19 protein-coding genes and 5 tRNA genes are annotated in these 26,307 nt (G+C 46.3%); 21 read left to right on the top strand and 3 right to left on the bottom strand.

The features are described 5' to 3' along the window. Window positions 1-10 precede the first annotated feature (10 nt). The 8 genes from ispF (at window position 11) to LZT21_RS07395 (ending at window position 8,419) form a co-directional block, all read left to right on the top strand. Window positions 11-535: a 2-C-methyl-D-erythritol 2,4-cyclodiphosphate synthase gene (gene ispF / locus LZT21_RS07430; RefSeq protein ID WP_233937631.1), complete on the top strand. Its 525-nt coding sequence runs from the start codon at window positions 11-13 to the stop codon at window positions 533-535. 59 nt (window positions 536-594) lie between these two features. Then, window positions 595-681 (top strand) — tRNA-Leu (locus tag LZT21_RS07425). Window positions 682-745: 64 nt separating this feature from the next. After that, window positions 746-2,086: a trigger factor gene (gene tig, locus LZT21_RS07420; RefSeq protein ID WP_233923440.1), complete on the top strand. Its 1,341-nt coding sequence runs from the start codon at window positions 746-748 to the stop codon at window positions 2,084-2,086. Window positions 2,087-2,103: 17 nt separating this feature from the next. Next, window positions 2,104-2,754 (top strand): ATP-dependent Clp endopeptidase proteolytic subunit ClpP, encoded by a 651-nt coding sequence (gene clpP, locus LZT21_RS07415; protein WP_233923725.1) that lies wholly within the window; start codon window positions 2,104-2,106, stop codon window positions 2,752-2,754. 19 nt (window positions 2,755-2,773) lie between these two features. Continuing rightward, a complete protein-coding gene (gene clpX, locus LZT21_RS07410) occupies window positions 2,774-4,189 on the top strand; it encodes an ATP-dependent Clp protease ATP-binding subunit ClpX (RefSeq protein ID WP_233937629.1) in 1,416 nt (471 codons plus the stop codon). 179 nt (window positions 4,190-4,368) lie between these two features. Then, window positions 4,369-6,795 (top strand): endopeptidase La, encoded by a 2,427-nt coding sequence (lon, locus tag LZT21_RS07405; RefSeq protein WP_233923442.1) that lies wholly within the window; start codon window positions 4,369-4,371, stop codon window positions 6,793-6,795. A 42-nt stretch (window positions 6,796-6,837) separates the two neighbouring features. Next, window positions 6,838-6,913, top strand: a tRNA-Val gene (locus LZT21_RS07400). Between the two features lie 36 nt (window positions 6,914-6,949). Then, window positions 6,950-8,419, top strand: coding sequence for a peptidylprolyl isomerase (locus tag LZT21_RS07395; RefSeq protein WP_233923443.1), 1,470 nt, complete (start codon window positions 6,950-6,952; stop codon window positions 8,417-8,419). Here LZT21_RS07395 and LZT21_RS07390 read toward each other — a convergent pair. Continuing rightward, on the bottom strand, window positions 8,416-9,081 hold the full coding sequence (locus LZT21_RS07390) for an arylesterase (RefSeq protein ID WP_233990040.1): 666 nt from the start codon (window positions 9,079-9,081) through the stop codon (window positions 8,416-8,418). The two genes, LZT21_RS07395 and LZT21_RS07390, sit on opposite strands and share 4 nt — an antisense overlap. Before the next feature lie 48 nt (window positions 9,082-9,129). On the opposite strand from LZT21_RS07390, the gene LZT21_RS07385 reads away from it, so the two are divergent. Genes LZT21_RS07385 through LZT21_RS07375 form a run of 3 tightly spaced genes read left to right on the top strand, consistent with a single transcriptional unit; the run spans window position 9,130 to window position 14,684 of the window. Further along, window positions 9,130-9,846: an ABC transporter ATP-binding protein gene (locus tag LZT21_RS07385; protein ID WP_233923445.1), complete on the top strand. Its 717-nt coding sequence runs from the start codon at window positions 9,130-9,132 to the stop codon at window positions 9,844-9,846. 22 nt (window positions 9,847-9,868) lie between these two features. Beyond that, entirely contained in the window at window positions 9,869-13,882 is a 4,014-nt protein-coding gene (purL, locus tag LZT21_RS07380) for a phosphoribosylformylglycinamidine synthase (RefSeq protein WP_233990038.1), read from the top strand. Then, window positions 13,860-14,684: a spermidine synthase gene (locus LZT21_RS07375; protein WP_233923447.1), complete on the top strand. Its 825-nt coding sequence runs from the start codon at window positions 13,860-13,862 to the stop codon at window positions 14,682-14,684. The genes purL and LZT21_RS07375 overlap by 23 nt, the downstream gene beginning before the upstream one ends. A gap of 6 nt (window positions 14,685-14,690) precedes the next feature. Here the strand turns inward: LZT21_RS07375 and LZT21_RS07370 are convergent, their stop codons facing one another. Further along, the gene (locus tag LZT21_RS07370) at window positions 14,691-17,276 is read right to left on the bottom strand and encodes a bifunctional aconitate hydratase 2/2-methylisocitrate dehydratase (protein ID WP_233923726.1); all 2,586 of its coding nucleotides are present in this window, start codon (window positions 17,274-17,276) and stop codon (window positions 14,691-14,693) included. Between the two features lie 189 nt (window positions 17,277-17,465). On the opposite strand from LZT21_RS07370, the gene LZT21_RS07365 reads away from it, so the two are divergent. The 4 genes from LZT21_RS07365 to ftsB are packed head-to-tail and all read left to right on the top strand — an operon-like array spanning window position 17,466 to window position 21,672. Next, window positions 17,466-19,127, top strand: coding sequence for a CTP synthase (locus LZT21_RS07365; protein WP_233923448.1), 1,662 nt, complete (start codon window positions 17,466-17,468; stop codon window positions 19,125-19,127). A 20-nt stretch (window positions 19,128-19,147) separates the two neighbouring features. Beyond that, window positions 19,148-19,999: a 3-deoxy-8-phosphooctulonate synthase gene (gene kdsA, locus LZT21_RS07360; RefSeq protein ID WP_233923727.1), complete on the top strand. Its 852-nt coding sequence runs from the start codon at window positions 19,148-19,150 to the stop codon at window positions 19,997-19,999. A 24-nt stretch (window positions 20,000-20,023) separates the two neighbouring features. Then, entirely contained in the window at window positions 20,024-21,310 is a 1,287-nt protein-coding gene (eno, locus tag LZT21_RS07355; protein WP_233923449.1) for a phosphopyruvate hydratase, read from the top strand. 38 nt (window positions 21,311-21,348) lie between these two features. Next, the gene (gene ftsB, locus LZT21_RS07350) at window positions 21,349-21,672 is read left to right on the top strand and encodes a cell division protein FtsB (RefSeq protein ID WP_233923450.1); all 324 of its coding nucleotides are present in this window, start codon (window positions 21,349-21,351) and stop codon (window positions 21,670-21,672) included. An 11-nt stretch (window positions 21,673-21,683) separates the two neighbouring features. On the opposite strand, the gene LZT21_RS07345 is transcribed toward ftsB, so the two are convergent. After that, window positions 21,684-22,652, bottom strand: coding sequence for an Hsp33 family molecular chaperone HslO (locus tag LZT21_RS07345; protein WP_233937624.1), 969 nt, complete (start codon window positions 22,650-22,652; stop codon window positions 21,684-21,686). A 55-nt stretch (window positions 22,653-22,707) separates the two neighbouring features. On the opposite strand from LZT21_RS07345, the gene gltX reads away from it, so the two are divergent. From gltX to LZT21_RS07315, 6 genes are all read left to right on the top strand, one after another. Beyond that, complete coding sequence (gltX, locus tag LZT21_RS07340) at window positions 22,708-24,105, top strand: glutamate--tRNA ligase (RefSeq protein WP_233923452.1); 1,398 nt, start codon at window positions 22,708-22,710, stop codon at window positions 24,103-24,105. A 145-nt stretch (window positions 24,106-24,250) separates the two neighbouring features. Next, window positions 24,251-24,326, top strand: a tRNA-Ala gene (locus LZT21_RS07335). A gap of 23 nt (window positions 24,327-24,349) precedes the next feature. Beyond that, window positions 24,350-24,425 (top strand) — tRNA-Glu (locus LZT21_RS07330). 71 nt (window positions 24,426-24,496) lie between these two features. Further along, window positions 24,497-24,573 (top strand) — tRNA-Asp (locus tag LZT21_RS07325). A 137-nt stretch (window positions 24,574-24,710) separates the two neighbouring features. Then, window positions 24,711-25,175, top strand: coding sequence for a nuclear transport factor 2 family protein (locus LZT21_RS07320; RefSeq protein ID WP_233923453.1), 465 nt, complete (start codon window positions 24,711-24,713; stop codon window positions 25,173-25,175). 33 nt (window positions 25,176-25,208) lie between these two features. Further along, window positions 25,209-26,195, top strand: coding sequence for a tripartite tricarboxylate transporter substrate binding protein (locus LZT21_RS07315; protein ID WP_233990036.1), 987 nt, complete (start codon window positions 25,209-25,211; stop codon window positions 26,193-26,195). Window positions 26,196-26,307 lie beyond the last annotated feature (112 nt).

Raw genomic sequence — 26,307 nt, 5'->3', positions numbered from 1 at the left:
CGAGAGAACGATGAATTCAGCCGATCAACTTTCAACCGCCTCCCATCATGGTGCGCCGCCTTTTCGCATCGGCCAGGGCTACGATGTGCATGCATTCGTTGCTGACCGTAAATTGATCTTGGGTGGTGTTCTCATTCCCTTCGAAAAGGGTTTATTAGGGCATTCCGATGCCGATGCTTTATTGCATGCCGTAACCGATGCCTTACTGGGGGCTGCCGGTTTAAATGATATTGGCCAGCTTTTTCCCGATACTGATGCCCAATTTAAAGACCTGGACAGTCGTATTTTGTTACGCAGTGCTTTGCAAAAAGTGCAGGCTGCCGGCTTTCATGTAGGTAATGTGGATGCCACGATTATTTGCCAGAAACCCAAGCTAGCCGAATACCTCCCGGCGATGGTGCGAAATATTGCCGCCGATCTTGCCGTTACCCCGAGCCACATCAATCTTAAAGCCAAGACCAATGAATCATTGGGTCATTTGGGGCGTGGCGAGGGCCTTGCCGTCCATGCCGTGGCCTTACTCTATCGGGCTTAAGCCCAGCCATTGTAGAATTCACCCTTTGGCATGAAGTTTGAGCTGGTAGCGTTACAAATGCGAGGATGGCGAAATTGGTAGACGCACCAGGTTTAGGTCCTGACGCCAGAAATGGTGTGGGGGTTCGAGTCCCCCTCCTCGCACCAAGCTGTAGCTTGCTACTAGCTTAAACTTTAGACCATTTAATCGGTAGTATTTAATTGAAGAGGCATGGCTGTGCAGATAGAAAATTTGGGCGCTTTAGATCGTAAGGTAACGTTAGAATTTCCTCGTTCCGACTTAGCTAAAACCCGTGATGCGCGTTTACTTAAGGCAGGAAAAAACCTCAAGATGGCAGGTTTTAGGCCTGGTAAAGTACCCAAGAAAATAGTTGAGCAGCAATACGGCATGCAAATTGATTTTGAAGTGCAATTTGATAAGGCCGCTGAATTGTTCTTTGAGCTCAGTAAAAAAGCGGGCATCGCTTTAGCTGGTCAACCGCGCCTTGAGCCAAAAAGTGAAATTGGTGCAGACAATATTGTCTTCGACGCTTTTTTTGAAGTGTTACCAGAAATTAAACTGGGTGACCTTAGCAAAGCAACCATGACGCGGTACACCACTGCGGTGACCGATGCCGAAATGGAGCGTGCAATTGATGTCTTACGCAAACAACAAGTTCATTACCATTCTCGTGGTCAAGTTGGCGAGCATGGTGATGGTGGGGCCGATACCACGGCTCAAAAGGGCGATCAAGTGTTAATTGATTTTGTCGGCAAAATTGATGGGGTTGAATTTGCCGGCGGTAAGGCTGAAAATTTTGAGTTTGTTTTGGGTGAAGGGCGTATGCTGCCAGAGTTTGAAGCTGCCGCCCTAGGTATGAAGGTGGGCGAGAGCAAAACGTTTGCTTTGCCTTTCCCTGCCGATTATCACGGCAAAGAGGTGGCTGGTAAAACTGCCGACTTTACCCTTACCATGAAAGAGGTACGGTGGGCCCATTTACCCGAGGTAAATGAGGCCTTTGCTTTGACTTTAGGGGTTACAGAAGGTGGCCTTGAAAAAATGCGCAGTGAAGTTCGTGAAAATTTAGAGCGTGAAGTCAAACGCCGCACGCTCATGCTGATGAAAAATGAAGTGATGGGTCAATTAGAAAAGTTATGTGAATTAGAAGTGCCCAAAGCTTTGGTTGCCAATGAGCAAGAAAGACTCGTGAATATGGCGCGCCAAGACTTAATACAACGTGGCATTCCTAATGCAAAAGATGCACCCATACCTGTAGAAATGTTTGCTGAACAGGCGCAAAAACGCGTACGCTTAGGCTTGATTTTGAGTGAATTAGTAAAGCAGAAAAATTTGGTTGTTACGCCAGAACAAATTAAAGCAGAAATTGAAGATCAAGCAGCAACCTATGAAGACCCAAAAGAAGTGGTCCGCTGGTTTTATAGCGATCCGCAGCGCCTCAAAGACATTGAATCGGCTGTGCTTGAGTCGAATGTTATTCAATATGTTAGCGGCCTGGGTACGGTAACTGATAAAGCAGTGACTTTTGAAGAACTGAGTAAACTAGGGCAATGAGAGAAAACATGATTAGAATGCAACGCAGTACTTACGGTCAAACTCAGTCTGACGACCTCAATGCGAATTTAGCACCACAAGGTTTGGGTTTGGTGCCCATGGTCATTGAAACCTCGGGCCGCGGTGAGCGAGCATATGATATCTACTCGCGCTTGTTGCGTGAGCGGGTGGTTTTTTTGGTCGGCGAAGTGAATGATCAAACCGCTAATTTAGTTATTGCCCAATTACTATTTTTAGAGAGCGAGAATCCCGATAAAGAAATTTCGCTTTATATCAATTCGCCCGGTGGTTCGGTTTCGGCTGGCTTAGCAATATACGACACCATGCAATTTATCAAGCCCAATGTAAGTACCTTGTGCATGGGCATGGCGGCAAGTATGGGAGCATTTTTACTGTGTGCGGGCGAAAAGGGCAAACGCTACGCCTTACCTAATTCACGTGTGATGATTCATCAACCTTTGGGTGGAGCGCGGGGCCAGGCCTCTGATATTGAAATTCAAGCCCGTGAAATTTTATATTTACGTGAACGTTTAAATCAAATTTTGGCTGACCGCACTGGCCAATCGATTGAAACGATTGCCAAGGATACCGATCGCGATAATTTCATGTCAGCCGAGCAAGCTCGCGAATACGGTTTGATTGATAAAGTCATTGATAAGCGTCCGTAAACTCTACTGAGTCCACCCTGTGAGCGATACCTCCTCTACCGATAAGCTGTTGTACTGTTCGTTTTGCGGCAAAAGCCAGCACGAAGTTAAAAAGCTAATTGCTGGCCCTTCGGTTTTTATTTGCGATGAATGCATTGATTTATGTACCGATATTATTCAGGAGGAAATTGCTAAGTTACCTCCCAGTGAGGGGGGCGAAGCAATCCCAACCCCACATGAAATTCGCGCTAATTTAGATCAATATGTCATTGGGCAAGATTTAGCCAAAAAAACCTTGGCAGTAGCGGTATATAACCATTACAAACGGCTTTTGCATTTACCTCCGGTAACCAAAGAAAAAGCGGAAAAAATAAGCCCAGCTGATGACCTTTCTAGTAATGAAAAAGGTGCTGCAAAAAAGAAATCGCAAGACAAATCCAGCAGCGATAAAAAAATGAGCAAAGCGCCTGCTAAAGCCGTGATCGATGGCGTAGAGCTAGCGAAAAGTAATATATTGCTGATTGGCCCCACGGGCTCCGGTAAGACTTTGTTGGCACAGACTTTAGCGCGCATGTTGAACGTGCCATTTGTGATGGCCGATGCTACAACCTTGACTGAAGCTGGCTATGTTGGCGAAGATGTTGAAAATATTATTCAGAAGCTACTGCAAAGCTGTGATTACAACATTGACAAGGCCCAAAAGGGTATTGTTTATATCGATGAAATTGATAAAATTTCTCGCAAGTCGGATAACCCCTCAATTACCCGCGATGTTTCTGGTGAGGGCGTTCAGCAAGCCTTGCTTAAGCTGATTGAGGGTACGATGGCATCGATTCCGCCACAGGGCGGCAGAAAACATCCAAATCAAGACTTTCTGCAAGTTGATACGACTAATATTCTTTTTATCTGCGGCGGCGCGTTTGATGGTCTTGAAAAAGTGATTCAGCAACGCACTGCGAAATCGGGCATTGGTTTTAGTGCTGATGTTGCTGGCAAGGATGATCGTGCCATTGGTGAATTATTAAAAGAAGTTGAGCCAGAGGACTTAATTAAGTTTGGCTTAATTCCAGAGCTGATTGGCCGCTTACCGGTATTGGCGACCTTGACCCAATTAGACGAGGCTGCCTTAGTGCAAATTTTGACTGAGCCAAAAAATGCTTTGGTTAAACAATACCAAGCCTTGCTCGGCATGGAGGGATCTGAATTAGAGGTTCGCCCAGGTGCGCTAGCGGCAATTGCCAAAAAAGCCATCGCCCGTAAAACCGGTGCGCGGGGTTTGCGCTCTATTTTAGAAGGTTCGCTCATGGACGTGATGTACGACCTACCATCGCTAAAGAATGTGCAGAAGGTGGTTATTGATGAAAGTACGATTGCGATTGATGGCAAACCGCTTTTAGTCTACAAGCAAGCCGTAAGCGGCGAAGTTGAAGCTGAAAACCAGGTAAAAAAGGCCTAAAAAGGCTCCAAAAATCGGGATTAAGCGCCCAAAAATTGGTATTTTTCGCATTTTAGCCCTTGCATTTTTTTAAGGCGCACCCATATAGGTAGTATTCTAGTTGTGATGAAGGATGCTTAGTAGTGTTTTTTGGCACTTTTGGTCCTTTGTAACGCATTACTTATTTGGAGGATTTCCGTATGCCCAGCCAGTTATTACTTCCTTCTGAACCGATTCAACTGCCGCTTTTGCCCCTGCGTGATGTGGTTGTCTTTCCCCACATGGTTATTCCCCTATTTGTGGGGCGCCCTAAATCGATTAAAGCCCTTGAGGCTGCTATGGAAACCGGTAAAAGCGTACTTTTAGTCGCCCAAAAGGCCGCAGCTAAAGATGAACCTTCGGTTGAAGACTTATATCAAGTGGGCTGTATTGCCAGTATTTTACAAATGCTGAAATTACCTGATGGCACTGTCAAAGTGTTGGTTGAAGGTTCGCAACGAGCTGATGTGAGCCAAGTTGAAGATAGTATGGGTTACTTTAGTTGCGAGGCTAGCCCGCAACCAATTGCTGTGATCGATGCCCATGAAACCGAAGCCTTACGGCGCGCAATCATGGCGCAATTTGATCAATACGTAAAACTGAATAAAAAAATCCCTCAAGAAATTTTATCTTCTTTGGGCGGTATTGATGATGCTAGCCGCTTGGCAGATACGATTTGCGCCCACTTACCGGTAAAGCTTGAGCAAAAACAACGCTTATTAGAAATGAGCGATGTCGTGCAACGTTTAGAAAGCCTGCTAGCCGACCTTGAAAGTGAAATCGATATTCTGCAAGTAGAAAAACGTATTCGTGGTCGCGTGAAACGGCAAATGGAAAAAAGCCAACGTGAGTATTACTTGAATGAACAAGTAAAAGCCATTCAAAAGGAATTGGGCGAAGGTGAAGAGGGTGCCGATTTAGATGAGCTTGAAAAGCGCATTAAAGCTGCGCATATGCCTAAAGAAGCCCTCAAGAAGGCTGAGTCGGAATTGAAGAAGTTAAAACTCATGTCCCCTATGTCGGCTGAAGCAACAGTTATTCGTAACTTTATCGATACCTTAGTGAATTTGCCCTGGAAAAAGAAAAGTAAAATTAATAATGATTTAACTAATGCTGAAAAAGTCTTAGATGAAGATCATTATGGGCTTGATAAGGTAAAAGAACGCATCCTGGAATATCTTGCTGTACAACAGCGGGTCGATCGCGTAAAGGCACCTATTTTGTGTTTAGTGGGCCCTCCTGGTGTGGGTAAAACATCCTTAGGGCAGTCTATTGCTCGTGCCACTAATCGTAAATTTGTGCGCATGGCTCTAGGCGGAGTGCGTGATGAATCGGAGATTCGTGGTCATCGACGCACCTATATTGGCTCCATGCCTGGCAAAATTTTATCGAGCCTAACTAAAGTGGGGGTACGCAATCCCTTATTTTTATTAGATGAAGTCGATAAGATGGGCATGGACTTTCGGGGTGATCCAGCCAGCGCTTTGCTGGAAGTTTTAGATCCTGAACAAAATCATACCTTCCAAGATCATTATGTTGAAGTCGATTTTGATTTATCTGACGTGATGTTCGTGGCAACTGCCAACTCACTGAATATTCCTGGGCCCTTACTCGATCGTTTGGAAATTATTCGTCTTGCCGGCTATACCGAAGATGAAAAAACCAATATTGCGATGAATTATTTAATTCCCAAGCAAATTAAAAATAATGGCTTGAAAAAAGATGAGCTCAAAATTGAAGAAAGTGCTGTTCGCAGCATTATTCGCTACTACACCCGTGAAGCGGGAGTGCGTTCTTTAGAGCGTGAGTTGAGTAAAATTTGCCGCAAGGTAGTGAAGTTACTCTTACTTAAAAAAGAAGCTGCACCCATTGTGGTTAGTGCTGATAATTTAGAGAAGTTTTTATCCGTGCGCATGTACGATTTTGGTTTGGCTGCTAAAGAGAATCAAGTGGGTCAAGTTACTGGCTTAGCTTGGACTGAAGTTGGCGGCGATCTGCTTACCATTGAAGCTGCAGTAATGTCGGGTAAAGGGGTGATTACGCGGACGGGTTCGATTGGTGATGTGATGAAAGAATCGGTTGAGGCTGCGCGCACTGTGGTACGTTCACGGGCGCGACGATTAGGTATAACCGATGAAGCCTTCGAGAAGAAAGATATTCATATTCATTTTCCTGAAGGTGCGACACCTAAAGATGGTCCATCTGCTGGCATAGCCATTACCACGGCTTTGGTTTCGGTATTTAGCGGCATTCCAGTGCGCGCCGATATTGCCATGACAGGTGAAATTACCTTGCGTGGAGAGGTTCTACCAATTGGCGGGTTAAAAGAAAAATTATTGGCTGCCCATCGAGGTGGAATTAAGCTGGTGTTAATTCCTGAAGAAAATGTGAAGGATTTAATTGAAATTCCAGATAATGTAAAGAACGCGATTGAAATAGTGCCAGTGCGTTGGATCGACAAAGTCTTGGAATTGGCCTTGGAGCGCAATCCCGAACCATTGCCGGAGCTAAGTGCAGCCGAGCTGGCTAAAGCAGCCGAAGCGAAGGCAGCATCTGCGCCTAATGCTGGGGATGTGATTAAACACTAAATTGGCCTTGAATCGGGTTACAATCTCGTTCTGAAACAGTTGGGGCGCTTAGCTCAGTTGGTAGAGCGTCTGCCTTACACGCAGAATGTCGGCGGTTCGAGCCCGTCAGCGCCCACCACCCCAATCTTTTCCTTATCTGATATTTCAATGGCCTATGTTTGATCTTGTTCGCACCCATCAACGCCTTTTACAGTTCATTTTATTGCTGTTAATTGTGCCGTCGTTTGCGCTATGGGGCATTTCGGGTTACACCGGTTTTATGGATAAAGCCACCGACGTGTTGAAGGTGGATGGCAACCCCATTACGATGCAAGAGATTGATGCAGCAGCCAAACGTCAAGCCGACCGAATTGGGGTGCAAGGTCAAATAACCCAAAGCTTGGGTTTTAGACAGGCGGTTTTAGATGAGCTCTTGCAGCAGCGCCTGATGGGCTTTGCCCTAAAGCACTTAAATTTACGGGTGAGCAATGAAGCTTTGGCGCAAAACTTAAAACGCATTCCTGAAATTCGTGCTTTATATGAAGCCAACGGCAGTTTTGATGCCGCTAAATATCGCCAATTATTGGCTAGTAATGGCATGAGCGTAGAGCAGTTCGAGGGCTCGCAACGATTTGACTTAATGGCGCAGCAATTAGTCAGTTCGGTTGCCCGTACGGAATTACCAACACCTAAACTTGCGAATCAGATTACCGCTTTATATGGTGTCGAGCGACAAATTCAAGCATTAGCCTTTAGCGCTAGCGATTACGTCAAAAAAGTTAATCCCAGCGAAGCTGAGATCAAGGCTTTCTACGAGGCTAATACCAAATTATTTGCGACCCCCGAAGAGCTCGATGTGCAGTTTTTAGTTTTACAAGCTGACCCAAAAGAAGATGCTAAAACGTTTGGCGATAAAGCCGATACCTTTGCTAATTTGACTTATGAACAGGCTGATAGTCTGAAGCCCGCAGCCGATAAATTAAAACTCAGTATTCAAAGTCAAAAGGGTATAACCCGTACTAGCGCTGCTAGTTTGCCCAAAAGTAGCCCTTTAAATAATGCGAAGGTATTGCAGGCCTTGTTTCGTGATGACGCGATTAAAAATAAGCGCAATATTGAAGCCGTCCAAATTAGCCCTGGAGTTTTTGTTTCGGCACGTATTACTGAGTTTCATCCGGCCAGTACTTTGCCACTGCAGGATGTGCTGGCTGAAGTAAAGCGCCAAGTGAGCTTGCAATTGGCCGAGAAGCTGGCTACAGCCGCTGCTGCCGAGCGTTTCACAGCGCTTCAAAAAGATCCTAAAAATACCGCTGGTTTTACCGCAGCCGTATGGATTTCACGCAATAAACCTGTTAATTTAAGTGCTGAATCGTTAGATGCGGTAATGGCAGTTGATGCAGGCAAATTACCTATTGCCGTCTCAATTGCCAATACGGGTACAGGTACGACACTTTACGTGGTAGAAGAAGTGCGACCGGCCACTATGCTTGATCCCAAGGTGCAACAAGCCCAGGCACAACAATTGAACCAACTGGCTGCCCAAGCAGACTTTGCCAGTTTTATGATGCATTGGCGTGACAGTGCAGGAGTAAAAATAATTAATCCGCTGAAGCAGGCTAGTGCTAGCTCTGCTGCTGGTAGTTAAAGTAGGGGCGCCAACTTGCCCCAAACATTTTGTAACAAAATAGCTTGTGCTTCTGCCCTTGGATGCAATCGGTCAGCCTGAAATAATTCGGGTTTTTCAGCTACCCCTTTCAAAAAAAATGGCACGATACTAATGCGTTCAGTTGTCGCAATACTGGAATACATGCTGGCAAATTGTTTACTATAGGTCGCACCATAATTACTCGGTATGCGCATTCCTAAGAGTAAGACTTTGGCTTTGGCTTTCAGGCTTAGCTGCACCATGGCGCGTAAGTTTTTTTCTGAGCTACTTAAGGCAAGCCCCCTTAACGCATCGTTGGCACCTAATTCAATAATCACTATTTGTGGTTTTTTTTGCTGTAGTAGGTCGGGCAAACGACTTAAGCCTCCCGCGGTAGTTTCGCCACTTATGCTGGCATTAAACACTTGCCATGTGGGTCCCCTCTCATTTACACGACGCTCAAGTAGGCTAACCCAGCCTTCACCGCGACTAATGCCATATTCAGCCGATAGGCTGTCGCCTAGCACCAGCAAAACCGGTAAATTACCCTGACTGCCTTGCTTCGGGGAGCTTGTTTGGCTCGTTGCGCTTGGCTCAGCATGCGCCCGCCCAAAAAACCCCAGCACGAGTAAGATAAGCGCTATTAGTAATTTGCAACGCAACAACTTGCCTCCTTTAAAAGAACAACTCAAGACCTATCTCTCTATTTTATGCTTCAGCCCGTTAATTTTCCTGCTTCGCAACAAGATGCCACTTGCGCCTTACAGGCGGAGCAGATTAATAAAACGGTGCCAACAAGCGATGGGCCTTTAACCATCTTAGATGACATTAGCTTCAGCATTTTGGCGGGGGAGAGCATTGCTATTGTTGGCGCTTCGGGATCGGGTAAAAGTACTTTACTCGGCTTACTGGCAGGCTTAGATACTCCTACGAGCGGCACCATTCAATTGCTGGGGAAACCATTTAGTGCTTTAGATGAAGATGAGCGTGCTCGCTACCGAGGTAAAACACTGGGCTTTGTATTTCAGTCATTTCAATTAATACCACACCTTACTGCGCTTGAAAATGCCATGCTGCCCCTAGAGTTACGCGGCGTCGAGAGTGGATTAGCGCGGGCTGAGGCGATTAACTGGCTAACTAAAGTTGGTCTTCTGCAGCGCTTGCACCATTTCCCGCGAACCTTATCGGGGGGTGAACAGCAGCGCGTCGCTTTAGCACGTGCGTTCATTGGTAAGCCAGCCATGTTATTTGCTGATGAGCCTACTGGTAGCCTAGACGAGCAAAGTGGCGCAAAGATTATTGAACTTTTGTTTGCCTTAAATCAGGATAATGGCTCGACCCTCGTTTTAGTCACCCACGATGTAACTCTAGCAAAGCGTTGCGGGCGTCAACTGCATCTACAGGGCGGGCGGCTACTACCCGAATGAAGACAACTCTTATAATCTAAGGATGTCTTTTTTCCGTTGTTTGCCAGGGGCCGATGCCCTCTCTTCCTTTCGCCAGCAACGGCTTTTAGCTGATCTTGCCAAGCAAGGGGTTCTGCTAGATTCCATTCGCGGCCGCTACCTACACTTTGTCTGGTTGAAAAGCGCTTTAGATCAAGCGCAAACCAAGGTATTAGATGCTTTGTTAGCCTATGGAGATCCATATAAGGCCCAAGAGAAACCATCAAAAGGGGTTGGACAAGCCATTACCATTCCCCGTTTTGGTACGGTCTCGCCATGGGCAAGTAAGGCCACAGAAATTGCCCGCCAATGCGGTCTTGATGTCTTACGAATTGAACGGGGTATTCAATTTACTTGGTACTCTGCTAAGGTCTTAACTACTGCTGAACAAGCGCTCATCTGCAATGTAATTCATGATCGCATGACCGAAGCGGTAATACTTGAGCTTGATCAAGCAGCAGGTTTGTATCAATCTTTAGCTGATACGCCTGTAAAACGTATTGCCGTCTTAGCCCAAGGTGAGGGCGCTTTACAGCAAGCGAATACCGATTTAGGCCTAGCTTTATCGCCGGATGAAATTGACTACTTGGTAACGAACTTTCAGCGCTTACAGCGCGATCCAAGCGATGTCGAGTTGATGATGTTTGCCCAAGCCAATAGCGAACATTGCCGTCATAAAATTTTTAATGCTACGTGGACTATCGATGGCATTGAACAAGATCAGTCTCTCTTTGCGATGATTCGCAATACCCATCGTTTACAGCCGCAGGGCACGATTGTGGCCTACTCGGATAACTCGGCAGTGATGGCTGGGTGCGAGGCAGAAACCTGGACTCCACAGGGTAGTGCGCACCAATACCAAAAAGAAAATTGCTTAATGCACACCTTAATGAAAGTAGAAACGCATAACCATCCTACTGGTATTGCCCCTTTTCCAGGGGCCTCAACCGGGGCTGGGGGAGAAATACGCGACGAAGGAGCTACTGGTATAGGTGGACGACCTAAAGCTGGCTTAACTGGTTTCTCGGTCTCGCATTTGCATTTACCTAATACCGATTTACCTTGGGAGGGTGCGCCTTACGGCAAGCCAGAACGCATTGCTTCCCCGTTGCAAATTATGATCGAAGGCCCGCTGGGCGGCGCAGCTTTTAATAATGAATTTGGGCGAGCGAATTTAGGCGGTTACTTTCGGGTATATGAGCAAACCATTGATGGCGTGCGCCGCGGTTATCACAAGCCCATTATGATTGCTGGCGGCATTGGCAATATTGCAGCCAACCATACAGCGAAAAAACCCATTCAAGCGGGGCACTTATTGATTCAATTGGGCGGACCTGGAATGCGCATAGGCATGGGTGGCGCAACGGGCAGCTCGGTGACCACCGGCACTAATACTGCTGATTTAGATTTTAATTCGGTGCAACGAGGCAATCCTGAAATTGAACGGCGCGTGCAAGAAGTTATTAATGCTTGTTGTCATTTGGGTGAAAAAAATCCCATTATTTCGATTCACGATGTCGGGGCAGGTGGTTTGTCGAATGCGTTTCCCGAGCTAGCCGATGGCGCCGGCTTAGGCGCCGCTTTTCAGCTTCGCCATATTCCGCTAGAAGAAAGTGGTATGAGTCCAGCAGAAATTTGGTGCAATGAAGCGCAAGAACGTTACGTACTGGCTATAGCCAGCGAAAGCCTAGCACTTTTACAGCAAATTTGTGAGCGTGAAAGATGTCCAATAGCTGTAGTTGGTAGCGCTACCCTAGAGCGGCAATTACGTTTACAGGATGAAAAGCAAAACCCAACGGCTGCAGCCGCATGGCCGATTGATATGCCGATGGAGGTTTTGTTGGGCAAGCCGCCACGTATGCACCGTACAGTTGAGAGTACTAAAACTGTCTTTGCCGACCTGAATCTAACTGATACCGATTTAGCAACTTGTATTGCGTGGGTTTTGCAACAACCCACTGTAGCTAGTAAAGGTTTTTTAATTACGATTGGCGATCGTACAGTAGGGGGTTTAAATGCGCGCGATCAATTGGTTGGCCCATGGCAGGTTCCGGTTGCTGATTGTGCGGTTACCCTCATGGACTTTAAAGCTTATCGGGGTGAAGCTATGGCAATGGGGGAGCGCACTCCCTTAGCTGTAATTGATGCGCCCGCTGCAGCGCGCATGGCAGTTGGTGAAGCCTTAACGAATCTTTTTGCAGCCGATATCGTTGCGCTAGCAGACGTGAAGTTATCAGCCAACTGGATGGCGGCTTGCGGTGTCGCTGGTGAAGATGCTAAATTATTTGCATCAGTTAAAGCATTAGGCATGGATTTATGTCCCGCATTGGGTATTTCAATCCCAGTAGGAAAAGACTCGCTATCGATGGCCACCAATTGGCAAGCCGCCGGTGAGTTAAGGGAAGTAATTGCCCCAGTCTCATTAATTATTTCGGCTTTCTCACCTGTTAAGGATGTACGCGAGACCTTAACACCTGTTCTACAAGCTGATGATGTTTCGCATTCCTTGCAAGATACCGAGCTCGTTCTAATCGATTTGGGTCGCGGTAAAAATCGCTTAGCGGGCAGCATTTTGGCGCAAGTCTTAAATCAGACGGGTTGTTTTACACCTGATGTAGATTCAGCAGACGATCTGAAGGCCTTAGCTGCCGCTCTGATTGAATTACGACAGCACCAGCTGATTTTGGCCTATCACGATCGCTCTGATGGTGGCTTATTCGCCTGCGTAGCTGAAATGGCCTTTGCTTCGCATTGTGGCATTGCGCTTAATGTCGATATGCTAGCGGTAGATCCTCGACAGGAAGCTGACTATGGCGATGCTAAAAATTGGGCGCAACAAATTTCGGGCAAGCGCCACGACCTTACTATGCAGGCTTTATTTAATGAAGAGTTAGGGGTCGTCATGCAAATTAGGCGCAGTCAACGCGCTGCTGTTTTTGCGATCTTACGACGCCTCAATTTAAGTGCTTGCAGCCATGTAATTGGTAAACCCAATTCGACTGGCATGATTGAAATTTGGCGTGATGCCAAAAAGATTTATAGCGCTAGCCGTGAATCTTTACAAAAACTCTGGCAAAACACCAGTTGGCAAATTGCGCGTGGACGCGATAATCCTGCTTGCGCCGATAGTGAATTTGGCTTACTGGATGATCTCAGTGATCCAGGGATGACCCCCATCGTTACCTTCGATGCCCAGCAAGATATATCTGCACCGTTCATACAGAAGGGCGTGCGTCCACCAGTAGCCATTTTGCGCGAACAGGGCGTGAATTCCCATGTAGAAATGGCGTATGCCATGCATTGGGCTGGCTTTGATACATTTGATGTGCATATGTCAGACTTAATTGCAGGCAGGGCGCAGTTAAGCAACTTTCGTGGTTTGGTGGCCTGCGGCGGCTTTAGTTATGGTGATGTTTTGGGGGCCGGCGGGGGATGGGCTAAAACGATTCTGTTTAATTCTCAATTACGCGATCAGTTTGCACAATTTTTTGCCCAAGCAAATAGTTTTGCTTTGGGAGTTTGCAATGGTTGCCAAATGATGAGTAATTTAGCGCCAATAATTCCTGGTGCCGCCTCATGGCCCCAATTTACGCGCAATCTCTCAGAGCAATTTGAAGCCCGCTTAGCTATGGTCGAGGTCTTGCCATCGCCCTCTATCTTTACTCAAGGTATGGCTGGTAGCCAGCTTCCCATTGCAGTTTCGCACGGCGAAGGCTATGCAAACTTTAGCCGGCAAGGTAATGCCGAGCAATTGCGCGCCGAACATTTAGGCCTTGTACGATTTGTAAATCACCGTGGGGAAGCTACCGAAACATATCCGCTCAACCCCAATGGTTCAGCCGGCGGATTAACTGGCGTAACTACGCCCGATGGGCGTTTCACCATTATGATGCCGCACCCAGAACGGGTTTTTCGTACCGCTCAGCTTAGTTGGCATCCGCCAGAATGGAATGCTATTACCGATGGCGCTAGCCCATGGATGCGTTTATTCCGCAATGCCCGTTATTGGGTTAATTAATCGCGGGTTTATGCAAATGGCTGCAGGGAAGTCAAAAAATTTAGCAACAGAAGCTGTAACTTTTTCTGAATCGGGCGGAATTCGCTATTTACATTTTGGTAGCGATCTTATTCAAGGGGCTATGCGCTTAAATGATCCTGATGAAATTTATTTAGATTACAACCAGCAAATGATGGCTTGGCTGCTTTTTTTGGAAAGTCGGCCAGGCTTGCAAGTAGCCCAACTAGGTTTGGGCACTGGCGCATTAGCTAAGTTTCAGTATCGTTATTGTCCGGCAGTAAAAACCACCGCTATCGAATTAAACCCTGCCGTAATTATTGCGGCGCGCACCATGTTTTATTTGCCAGATGATGATCGCCGTTTACAAGTAAAGCAAATTGATGCCCTGGAATTTGTACTTGCGAGCGCTAATGCTGAGCAATACGATGCCTTACAAGTTGACCTATATGATGTGGCAGCCGAAGGGCCGGTATTAAGCTCACTCGAATTTTATCGGGCTTGTTATCGCGTTTTGCGCAGCCCTGGAGTAATGACTGTCAATTTATTTTCACAGCATTCCAGCTTTAAACGGAATCTGCAGAATATTTGTCGGGCATTTCATGATCGGGTGTTGTTATTTCCCGAATCACATGATTGCAATGCGGTGGCCATTGCTTTTAAAGGCCCGCATATTTATGCGGAATGGAAAAGTATTAAAAAGCGTGCGCAATTAATTCAGGAACAAACCGGTTTAGCTACTGCAACATGGGCTAAAGGCCTTAGAAATGCTAATGCCAGACAAGAGCTGGCATTAGAGATTTAAGGCAGTTTAGACAGTAACGGTATCGGCCATCTCACTAAAGCTTTTGATTTTGTCAAAATTCATATAGCGATACACTTCAGACGATTTACTATCGAGTGCAGCAACTTGCTCTAAATATTCCTTGGGAGTCGGTAAGCGCCCTAAGAGCGCGGCTACTGCCGCTAATTCAGCAGAGGCCAAATACACTTGAGTATCAATTCCTAGGCGATTAGGAAAGTTACGGGTTGAAGTAGAGACAGCGGTAGCGCCTTTGCGCATTTGGGCTTGATTTCCCATGCACAAAGAACATCCCGGCGATTCCATGCGCGCACCCGTGCGACCCAAGATACCGTAATAGCCTTCTTCAGTAAGAATCATTGCATCCATTTTGGTGGGCGGTGCAATCCAGAGGCGGGTAGGGATATCGGTTTTGCCTTCGAGTACTTTGCCTGCAGCGCGGAAGTGCCCAATATTGGTCATGCATGAGCCAATAAAAACCTCATCAATCTTAGCGCCAGCAACTTCTGATAAAAATTTCACATCGTCTGGATCGTTAGGGCAGGCCAGAATTGGCTCTTTAATTTCATCAATATTGATTTCAATAATTTCAGCATAGTCGGCGTTCGCATCCGCTTTCAAGAGCTGGGGATTAGCAATCCATGCTTCCATGGCTTTGATGCGACGGCCCAATGTACGCTTATCTTCATACCCATTCGCAATCATCCACTTCATTAATGTGATGTTGGAACGCATGTATTCAATAATTGGCTCTTTATTTAAGTGCACCGTACAACCGCCAGCAGAGCGTTCAGCAGATGCATCGGAGAGCTCAAAGGCTTGCTCAACTTTTAGATCAGGAAGGCCTTCAATTTCTAAGATTCGACCAGAAAAAATATTTTTCTTGCCCGTTTTTTCTACCGTGAGCAAGCCCCGTTTGATGGCATAGAGTGGAATCGCATTGACTAAATCGCGTAAAGTAATACCGGGTTGCATTTTGCCTTTAAAGCGAATTAAGACTGACTCAGGCATGTCGAGCGGCATGACGCCAGTGGCCGCAGCAAAAGCAACCAGGCCAGAGCCGGCAGGAAATGAAATACCAATCGGAAAACGGGTATGGCTATCGCCACCAGTGCCGCAGGTATCTGGCAGCAGTAAGCGGTTAAGCCAACTATGAATAACACCATCGCCGGGGCGCAAGGCCACACCACCTCGATTTGTCATAAAGGCAGGTAGCTCGTGATGAGTGCGAATATCAACTGGCTTGGGGTAAGCCGAGGTATGGCAGAACGATTGCATAACTAAGTCGGCAGAAAACCCGAGGCAGGCTAAATCTTTTAACTCATCACGCGTCATTGGGCCCGTAGTATCTTGCGAGCCTACAGTGGTCATATGGGGCTCACAGTAAGTGCCCGGCAGCACGCCTTGACCTTCAGGTAAACCGCAAGCGCGACCCACAATTTTTTGCGCCAAACTAAAACCTTTTTTATGATCAGGCGGGCTTAATGGCACCCGGAATTCAGTTGATGCTGGCAAACCTAAGGCTGCACGCGCTTTAGCAGTAAGGCCCCGTCCGACAATAAGAGGAATGCGTCCGCCTGCACGCACCTCATCCAAAATAACCGGCGACTTTAACGTAAATTCGGCAATCACTTTGCCGTCTTTAAGTGCTTTACCTTCATAGGGGCGTAATTCGATGACATCACCCATATTCATTTTTGATACATCTAGTTCAATCGGTAATGCGCCAGCATCTTCCATGGTGTTAAAAAAGATTGGCGCAATTTTGCTACCTAAACATACGCCACCAAAGCGCTTATTGGGCACAAAAGGAATATCTTGACCAGTCCACCACAACACTGAATTAGTAGCTGATTTACGTGATGAGCCTGTACCCACGACATCGCCGACATAAGCAATTTGATGGCCTTTTTTCTGTAGCTCAACAATTTGTTTCATGGGGCCGCGTACACCAACCTCATCGGGTTCGATTCCAGCCCGTGGGTTTTTCAGCATCACAGTAGCATGCAGTGGAATATCGGGGCGACTCCAGGCATCTGGAGCTGGCGATAAATCATCGGTATTGGTTTCACCAGTAACCTTAAAAACGGTTAGAACCATACTTTCTGGCACAGCGGGGCGACTCGTAAACCACTCCGCTGCAGCCCAGCTTTGCATGACTGCCTTGGCATTGACATTACCTTTTTCAGCGAGCTCTTGCACGTCATTAAAGTAATCGAACATTAAGAGGGTTTTTTTCAATACAGCGGCGGCAGTTGCGCCACATTCAGCATCGCTTAATAAGTCTACTAAGGGCTTAATGTTGTAGCCACCTAACATGGTGCCCAGTAATTCAGTTGCTTCAATGCGTGAAAGCAGAGGAGTTTTTTCTTCCCCCTTGGCTACTTTATCGAGAAATTCAGCCTTCACCTTGGCGGCCTCGTCAACTCCAGCAGGAACCCGATAGGTTATTAAATCAATCAGCTGCTGTTCGGTACCAGCCGGCGGATTTTTTAATAGGCCGAGCAATAAGGATGTTTGATCTTTTGTGAGGGGCAGAGGCGGAATTCCCAGGGCGGCGCGTTCAGCAACTTGGGTGTTATAGGTATCTAACATCATTAAACCTCGAGGTAAGTTTTTGGAGCAATTCAGATCCTTATTGTAAATCTTTGGGACCCTATCAGCATTAGTCGCCGTCCAGCTTGGTAGGGGAGCTGCATGATTGAAGGGCTTAGGGATTTTTGGCTACTTTGCCAAATCGCCCTGGGTATCGGTATAATTGCCATTTCCAACCGAGCCTAAGCGATGACTAAATTTGTTTTTGTCACTGGCGGCGTAGTTTCTTCCCTAGGGAAGGGTATTGCTGCCGCCTCGCTCGCCGCGATTCTTGAATCCCGCGGCCTGAAGGTCACCCTCCTGAAATTAGACCCCTATATTAACGTTGACCCCGGCACAATGAGCCCGTTTCAGCATGGTGAGGTCTTTGTGACCGAAGATGGTGCTGAAACCGACCTCGATCTTGGGCATTACGAGCGCTTTATTTCAGCCAAAATGCGTAAAAGCAATAACTTCACGACTGGTCAAATTTATGAATCCGTTATTCGCAAAGAACGACGAGGGGAATACTTAGGTAAAACCGTACAAGTTATTCCCCATATTACGAATGAAATTCTGAGTTTTATTGAAAAAGGTGCTTTAGCAAGTCATGATGGGCATGCCGATGTTGCCATTTGCGAAATTGGCGGCACAGTGGGCGATATTGAATCTTTACCATTTCTAGAGGCTGCCCGCCAAATGGGTTTACGGATGCCCAAAGGTAGTTGTGCTTACGTGCACCTGACATTAGTGCCTTATATCGCTAGTGCTGGCGAACTAAAAACGAAGCCCACTCAGCATTCGGTACAAAAACTGCGCGAAATTGGTATTTTGCCTAATGTTTTATTGTGTCGCGCCGACCGACCCATTCCCGAAGATGAGCGTGCCAAAATTTCCCTATTTTCTAATGTCCGTGAAGAGGCGGTAATTTCGGTTTGGGATGTCGATACGATTTATAAAATTCCTGACATGCTTCATGCTCAAGGCATGGATGACCTGATTTGTCGTGAGCTCGAGATCGAGGCTAAGCCGGCCGATTTATCAGTCTGGAAAAAACTGGTTTATGAATTAGAAAATCCGCAAAATGAAATTTGTATTGGCATGGTTGGCAAATACGTCGACCTCACTGAATCGTATAAATCGCTTATTGAAGCTTTACGTCATGCTGGTATTCATAATCAAACTAAAGTTAATATCCGTTATATCGATTCTGAGCAAATTGAAAAATCTGGACTCGATTGCTTGCAAAATTTAGATGCCATATTAGTGCCTGGAGGCTTTGGTAAGCGCGGTACCGAGGGCAAGATCGCAGCCATTCGTTATGCGCGTGAAAATCAAATGCCTTACTTAGGCATTTGCTTGGGTATGCAATTAGCGGTCATTGAATTTGCCCGTCATGTAGCGCAAATTCAAGGGGCAAATAGCACTGAATTTGATCTCGATACTCCCCATCCCGTAGTCGCTCTGATTACGGAGTGGCTTGACCGTGAAGGGCGCATTGAAAAACGTGCGAGCGATTCCGATTTGGGCGGCACGATGCGTTTAGGGTCGCAGAGCTGTCCAGTGAAACCAGATACCTTGGCACACCGTATTTATGGCGCAGTTGTTAATGAACGGCATCGCCATCGCTATGAAGTAAACAACGCCTATGTACCCCGTTTAGAAAAAGCCGGCTTAATTATTTCTGCCCATACACCCACTGAATCGTTGCCTGAGATGATGGAACTACCAACGGCAATGCATCCCTGGTTCTTTGGGGTGCAATTCCACCCTGAATTTACTTCAACCCCGCGCGCAGGACATCCTTTATTTCTAGCCTTCATTAAGGCAGCTCTTGAGCGCCATCAAGCTGTCGCAACGGTAGCTGCCTAATGACGAAGATGGATCACGCGATGCATTTATGTGGCTTTCCCGTTGGCTTGAAGCAGCCCCTCTTTTTAATTGCCGGCCCTTGTGTTATTGAGTCTGAGCAATCAGCCCTGGACATTGCTGGGGAATTAAAGTCCATTACCAGCGCATTAGGGATGCACTTTATTTATAAATCTTCTTTTGATAAAGCTAATCGCTCGTCGGGTAATTCTTATCGTGGCCTTGGCATGGAACGGGGTCTAGAAATTTTAGCCAAGGTAAAAAAACAAATTGGCGTGCCAGTGCTTACCGACGTGCATGACATTCCTGAAATTGCACCAGTTGCCGCGATTGTCGATGTTTTGCAAACGCCCGCATTTTTATGTCGGCAAACCGATTTTATTCGGGCATGCGCGCAAAGTGGCAAGCCAGTAAATATTAAAAAAGGTCAATTTTTATCGCCGCAAGAAATGTTTAATGTCCTAGACAAAGCGCGCGAAGCCGCGAAAGAAAAAGGCCTATCACAACAGTTTTTGGTATGCGAGCGGGGTACTACATTTGGTTATAACAATTTAGTTGCCGATATGCGTAGCTTGGCAATTTTGCGTACAACGCAGGCTCCCGTGGTCTTCGATGCGACACACTCAGTTCAGTTGCCAGGGGGTCATGGTACCAGTAGCGGTGGGCAGCGTGAGTTTGTGCCAGTGCTCGCCCGGGCAGCAGTTGCAGTTGGAATTAGCGGTATTTTTATGGAAACCCATCCAGACCCAGCTAAGGCACTTTCTGACGGCCCCAATGCAGTGCCCTTAAACCGCATGCGAGAACTACTTGAATCACTGCTAGCAATTGATGCAGCAGTAAAAAAAGATGGGGTCTTCATTGAAGATGATTTTTAATTTAAACGCTTTAGGAGAAGGTGCATGAGCGCCATTGTTGACATTATTGGCCGTGAAATTTTAGATTCTCGCGGCAACCCCACAGTTGAGTGTGATGTCTTACTTGAATCTGGTGTGATTGGTCGAGCTGCAGTGCCCTCTGGCGCCTCGACGGGTTCACGCGAGGCTATCGAGCTGCGCGATGGCGACGACAAGCGTTATTTAGGCAAAGGTGTTCTAAAGGCCGTGCAGCATGTGAACACCGAAATATCTGAAGCGGTGATGGGTTTAGATGCCAGTGAGCAGGCTTTTTTAGATCACACCTTAATTGAATTAGATGGTACGCACAATAAAGCCCGACTTGGTGCAAATGCCACGCTAGCAGTTTCTATGGCTGTAGCACGCGCAGCAGCCCAAGAAGCGGGTTTGCCTTTATATCGTTACTTTGGGGGCTCAGGTGGCATGCAATTACCCGTACCAATGATGAATATTGTGAACGGTGGTGCGCACGCTAACAACAGCCTTGATATTCAAGAATTCATGATCATGCCAGTAGGGGCAAAAAACTTTCGTGAGGCTTTGCGCTGTGGCGCAGAAATTTTTCATGCGCTAAAGAAAATTTTGCACACTAAAAATATGCCTACTTCAGTTGGAGATGAGGGTGGCTTTGCGCCCAATTTCACTAGCAATCAAGAATGCTTGCAAACGATTCTAAGTGCAATCGATCAGGCTGGCTATCAAGCTGGTGAAGATGTTTTATTGGCTTTGGATTGCGCTGCCAGTGAATTTTATAAAGACGGAAAATATCACTTAAGCGGCGAAGGCTTACAGCTTAGCTCAGCTGAATTCGCCGATTATTTAGGGCAGTTAGCCGATCAATTTCCTATTGTCTCAATTGAAGATGGAATGCACGAAGCCGATTGGGATGGTTGGGCCAATATTACCGAAAAACTAGGTAAGAAAATTCAGCTGGTGGGTGATGATTTATTCGTTACCAATACTAGAATATTGCAAGAAGGTATTGATAAGGGCGTAGCAAATTCAATCTTAATTAAAATTAATCAAATTGGAACGCTTACAGAAACCTTCGCAGCAATTGAGATGGCCAAACGGGCAAACTATACCGCTGTCATTTCTCATCGCTCTGGGGAAACTGAAGATAGTACGATTGCTGATATTGCCGTGGGTACAAATGTAGGGCAAATTAAAACGGGATCTTTATCGCGCTCAGATCGCATTGCTAAATACAATCAACTGTTGCGTATTGAAGAAGATTTAGGGGATATCGCCACCTATCCAGGCAAAGCTGTTTTTTATAATTTAAAGCGTTAAATTCTTTATTTCATTTATATGCCAATGACATCTTCAATATGAGAATCATTGTTTACTCGATGCTGTTGCTGTTTATTGGCATTCAATATCCTTTATGGCTAGGCAAGGGAGGGTGGTTAAGGGTTTATGAAATGGAAGGTCAGCTGAATGCGCAACAGGAAAAAAACCAACTGCTTACCTTGCGCAATGCCAAGTTAAGTGGCGATGTTAAAGATTTAAAAGAAGGTACCCGCGCAATAGAAGAGCGCGCACGAGCGGAGCATGGCATGCTTAAAGAAGGTGAATATTACGTGCAAATTTTGCCAACTGAAAGCCCCTTGGCTGCAAACGCTGTTAGTGGAACCGCGCCGAATAAGAAGTAAATTGCTAGGTATTAGTGTCCCTTCGATGGCGGCCTGGTTGCATCACTTAGTAAATCTGTTTTAAATACTTGGCGACAATCTACCGGATCAAAGGAATAGGTTTTGCCACAAAAATCGCAGATGGTCTCTACATCACCGCGTTCAGCCAACAAACTCTCTACCTCAGGCTCGCCAAGCATGCGTAAGACATCGGCTACCTTTTGGCGCGAACAACGACAGGCAAACTGCACTGCGCGTGTGGGGAAACTGCGCACCCCAGCCTTGGCTGATTCTTCAAGGAAGAGCCTACGCAAGGTGGTTTCAGGCTCTAGGGTGAGCAATTCATTACTTGTGATGGTTTCTCCTAATAATTGAATACGATTCCAACCTTCGGCTGCTAATTCGGCATCTAAGTGAGCATGCCCACTAGAGTTGGGTAAGCGTTGTAATAACAAGCCACCTAAACTTGCCTCGTCACTAGCTAACCAAATACGGGTATCAACTTGTTCGGAATGCCGCATATAGAGCATGATGGCCTCGGCTACAGAAGTTACCGGCTTTGACTGTCCAGCTAAATTATCTTGTTGAAGAGCCACAATACCCTGATAAGGGGCTTGTCCAGGCTTGCGTTCAGCAGCATCTAAGGTAATCACTAGACGGCCAGTATGCTCTGCATCTAGTAACTCACCAAGGGTGGCGTTTGCATTAATTTCGCCGCAATTGGGTGATAATTTAACCGTTGCGCGCAGGGTTAAATTGGCAGTACATTCAACCACTAATAATGAAACTGGGCCTTTACTTTGCGCTTGAATAATTAAGGTGCCATCAAACTTTAAGCTGGCGCTTAGAAGCGCGGCGGCAGAGACAAAATCACCCAAAATTTTACGAACTGCTAAGGGCTCAGTACGGTGCTCTAGAATGGCTTGCCAGGCAGTGCCAAGACTGACGATTTCTCCGCGTACTGGTGCGCCATCACAAATAAATACAAGTAATTGATTCATCACTAAAGTATCCACGGTTTTAGAAAAAAGCTCATGACCTGAGATAATAAGCAATATGACCATTCGTACCCGTTTTGCTCCTAGCCCAACTGGCTTCATCCATCTAGGTAACTTGCGTAGCGCCTTATATCCTTGGGCTTTTGCGCGCCATCATCAAGGCGAATTCATCTTGCGCATTGAAGATACTGATCAAGAGCGCTCAACGCTCGAGGCTGTTGAAGTCATTCTTGAGGGCATGCATTGGTTAGGGCTTGATCCTGATGAAGGACCAATTTATCAAATGCAGCGACTTAATCGCTATCAGTTAGTAATTCAGGACATGTTAAAAAATGGCTTAGCCTATCCTTGCTATATGAGTGAGGCTGATTTAAATGCTTTGCGAGATGCACAAATAGCGAATAAAGAAAAGCCGCGCTACAACGGTCTTTGGCGCCCTGAGCACGGCAAAATTTTGCCTGAGCCGCCCGTTGGTGTCAGCCCTGTGATTCGTTTTAAAAATCCACTCGAAGGCAGCGTGGCTTGGCAAGATGCAGTTAAAGGCTTAATTGAAATTCGGAATGATGAACTTGACGATTTAGTCATTGCACGAACCGATGGCACACCTACTTATAATTTTTGTGTAGTTGTAGATGATATGGATATGAACATTACCCATGTGATTCGCGGCGATGACCATGTGAATAACACCCCTCGGCAAATTAATATTATGCGAGCTTTAGGCGGTACGCCACCAGTGTATGCCCATTTACCCACCGTCTTAAATGATACGGGTGAAAAAATGAGTAAGCGCAACGGGGCGATGAGCGTGCGCGATTACCAAAAGGCAGGCTATTTACCAGAGGCCATTTTAAATTATTTAGCTCGATTGGGCTGGGCCCATGGCGATGCGGAAGTATTTACTAAAGAGCAATTTGTTGCCTGGTTTGAGTTAGAGCATCTGGGTCGATCTCCTGCCCAACATAATCCTGAAAAATTACTTTGGTTAAATCACCATTACATTCAGCAGGCTGATACAAAGTACTTAAGCGAATTAGTGCGGCCTTTTGCTGAAGAGCGTGGCATTGATATTCATCGAGGTCCCAATTTTGAGCAAGTTGTAGGGTTGCTAAAAGATCGTGCCAACACCTTATTAGAAATTGCTGATGGTGCGAAATTATTCTATATGCCTGCTCCTCAACATTCAACTGAGCAGATTGTGGCTCATATACCAGAAGCCATTAAGCCTGCTTTAAACGATTTAAGACGCGCAATTGAGGGCTGTAAATCATCAAAAGAAGCCTATGCGGCTGCGATTAAGGCCGTCTTAGTACAACATCAAATCAAAATGCCAGCCCTCGCTATGCCTTTGCGTTACGCTTTATTTGCCACAACACAAACCCCAGCTATTGATGCAGTAATGGCTCTGATGGGGTGGGAAGCCTGTACCGAGCGTCTAAACTTGGTGCTGAGTTAGTACCAAGCTAGGCTCTGCATCAAGCATTGCTAGGCAAATAACTCGGTAAGCCCAAGCCGGAGAAGAAAAATAGGCTAAAATCACGGATTGTTTGAATATGCGGTCAGATATTGACGGGAAATAAGAAGTTAAGCAATTTAACGCAGGGGGTATAGCTCAGCTGGGAGAGCGCTTGCATGGCATGCAAGAGGTCAGCGGTTCGATCCCGCTTATCTCCACCACTATTTTGAACAATTTAGTCCAGGTCCCCATCGTCTAGAGGCCTAGGACATCACCCTTTCACGGTGAGTACGGGGGTTCGAATCCCCCTGGGGACGCCAGTTTTTTGAGTCGTATTAAGTGGTTTAGTAGCATCGTTTTACAGTGACGTTGTACTAGTTTTGCCCTATTTGGAGCGGTAGTTCAGTTGGTTAGAATATCGGCCTGTCACGCCGGGGGTCGCGGGTTCGAGTCCCGTCCGCTCCGCCAAATTGTCAAGTAAAAAGAGGCTCTCGAGCCTCTTTTTCTTTTTGATTACAGCCCGCAAAAAACAAGCATATCTCGCCATGATTCCCACAGCAAAATTCAGGGTATAGTTATTCCCATTTAAACCAAGGAGAATAATCATGGCCAAGATTTTATTTAATCGTGCACTCATCCTTATAGCCATACTAATGTCCTTAATGGCTGTTCCGATGTTGGGGCAAGCTCAAGTCATTACCGCAGCAAATGCCCAAGTTGAAGCAGAAAAACTTGAACGTCTATGGTGGGATCAAGTAAAAAATGGTGACATGCAGGGGCTAGAAAAAACTGTATCACCTAACTATCAACAGGTATTAAACATTGGCGCTCAAAATAAAGCGGCCTGGATGGAGATTATTAAAAAGGCCAAGATTCGTGAATATGCCCTTAGCAGTCTCAAGGCTACCTATTCTGAAAATGCTTTAATTGTTTCTTATGCAATAGCAACAAAAGAAATCATCGATGGCAAAGAGCTCTCAAGAAAACCGCAGTACCGACTTGATGTATGGCAAAAGAGTGCTGCAGGATGGCAAGTCATTGCTCACGCTAATTTAAATCCCGTACCTTAAGCTTAATTTTGACTACTTATATATGGATAACTGATGGCTCTAGTTAATAAATCCGCAAAAGCACTTCTTGTTGGTATATGCACTTGCCTTTTATCACTCTTAGCTAATGCTCAGAGTGATTACCCCACTAAACCAATCACCTATGTAGTGCCTTATCCTCCAGGAGGAGCGGCCGATGTATTTGCTCGGCAGTTAGCAAAAAAATTAAGTGAACGTCTTGGTAAACCAGTAGTCATTGAAAACCGTCCCGGCGCTAATGGCAATATTGGCTCGGAATATGTTGCTAAAGCTCCGGCAGATGGCTATATGATTCTGCTAGGCTCTGCCAGCACCATTACCATTAATCCCCATCTTTATGGCAAACAGATGCCATATGATCCGATGAAAGATCTGCAGCCAGTTTCTGGTACGCATGAAATGGCTAATGTACTCGTAGTGAATATTGCAACCCCTTATAAAAGTGTCGCCGATGTCGTTGCTGCTGCTAAAGCGAAGCCGGGGGCAATTGCTTATGCCTCAGCTGGAAACGGTAACACGATGCATTTAGCAGGAGAGCAATTTAAGATGCAAGCAGATATCGATTTGCTCCATGTACCTTACAAGGGGGGTCCTCCGGCCTTAAATGATGTACTTGGGGGCCAAGTGCCAATGATGTTTAATAATCTACCCGCCATAGTGATGCTGGTGAATAGCGGCAAGTTGCGCGCCTTAGGGGTTGGCTCAGCAAAGCGCTCGCCTTTATTGCCTAGCGTGCCAACCATGGATGAAGCAGGTATGAAGGGTTACGTATCGATTGTGTGGAATGGCATTTTTGTGCGTGCTGGAACGCCCCGTCCCATTGTTGAACGCCTCAATCGCGAAATTGTCGCTATCCTCAATGAGCCCGATACCAAGCGATCATTAGAAGAGCAGGGCTTTAACACTATGCCTACAACCCCAGAGCAATTTGCTGATTTAATACGCGCCGATTACCCGCGTTGGGGAACGCTAGTTAAGGCTTCTGGCGCGAAGGTCGATTAGGCTTTAGTGTGCCTCTCCAAAGGCAGCCTAAGCCGATCTACTGTTGTTTTTGCACAGCCTATATTTTGATTTAGATCAAAATATAGGCTGTTAACTCTATATAAATTTACAA

The sequence above is a fragment of the Polynucleobacter sp. IMCC 30228 genome (genome assembly GCF_021395205.1).
GTDB lineage: Bacteria > Pseudomonadota > Gammaproteobacteria > Burkholderiales > Burkholderiaceae > Polynucleobacter.
Note: the sequence above shows the minus strand (reverse complement) of the source record. Positions and strands in the feature narration are given on the sequence as shown.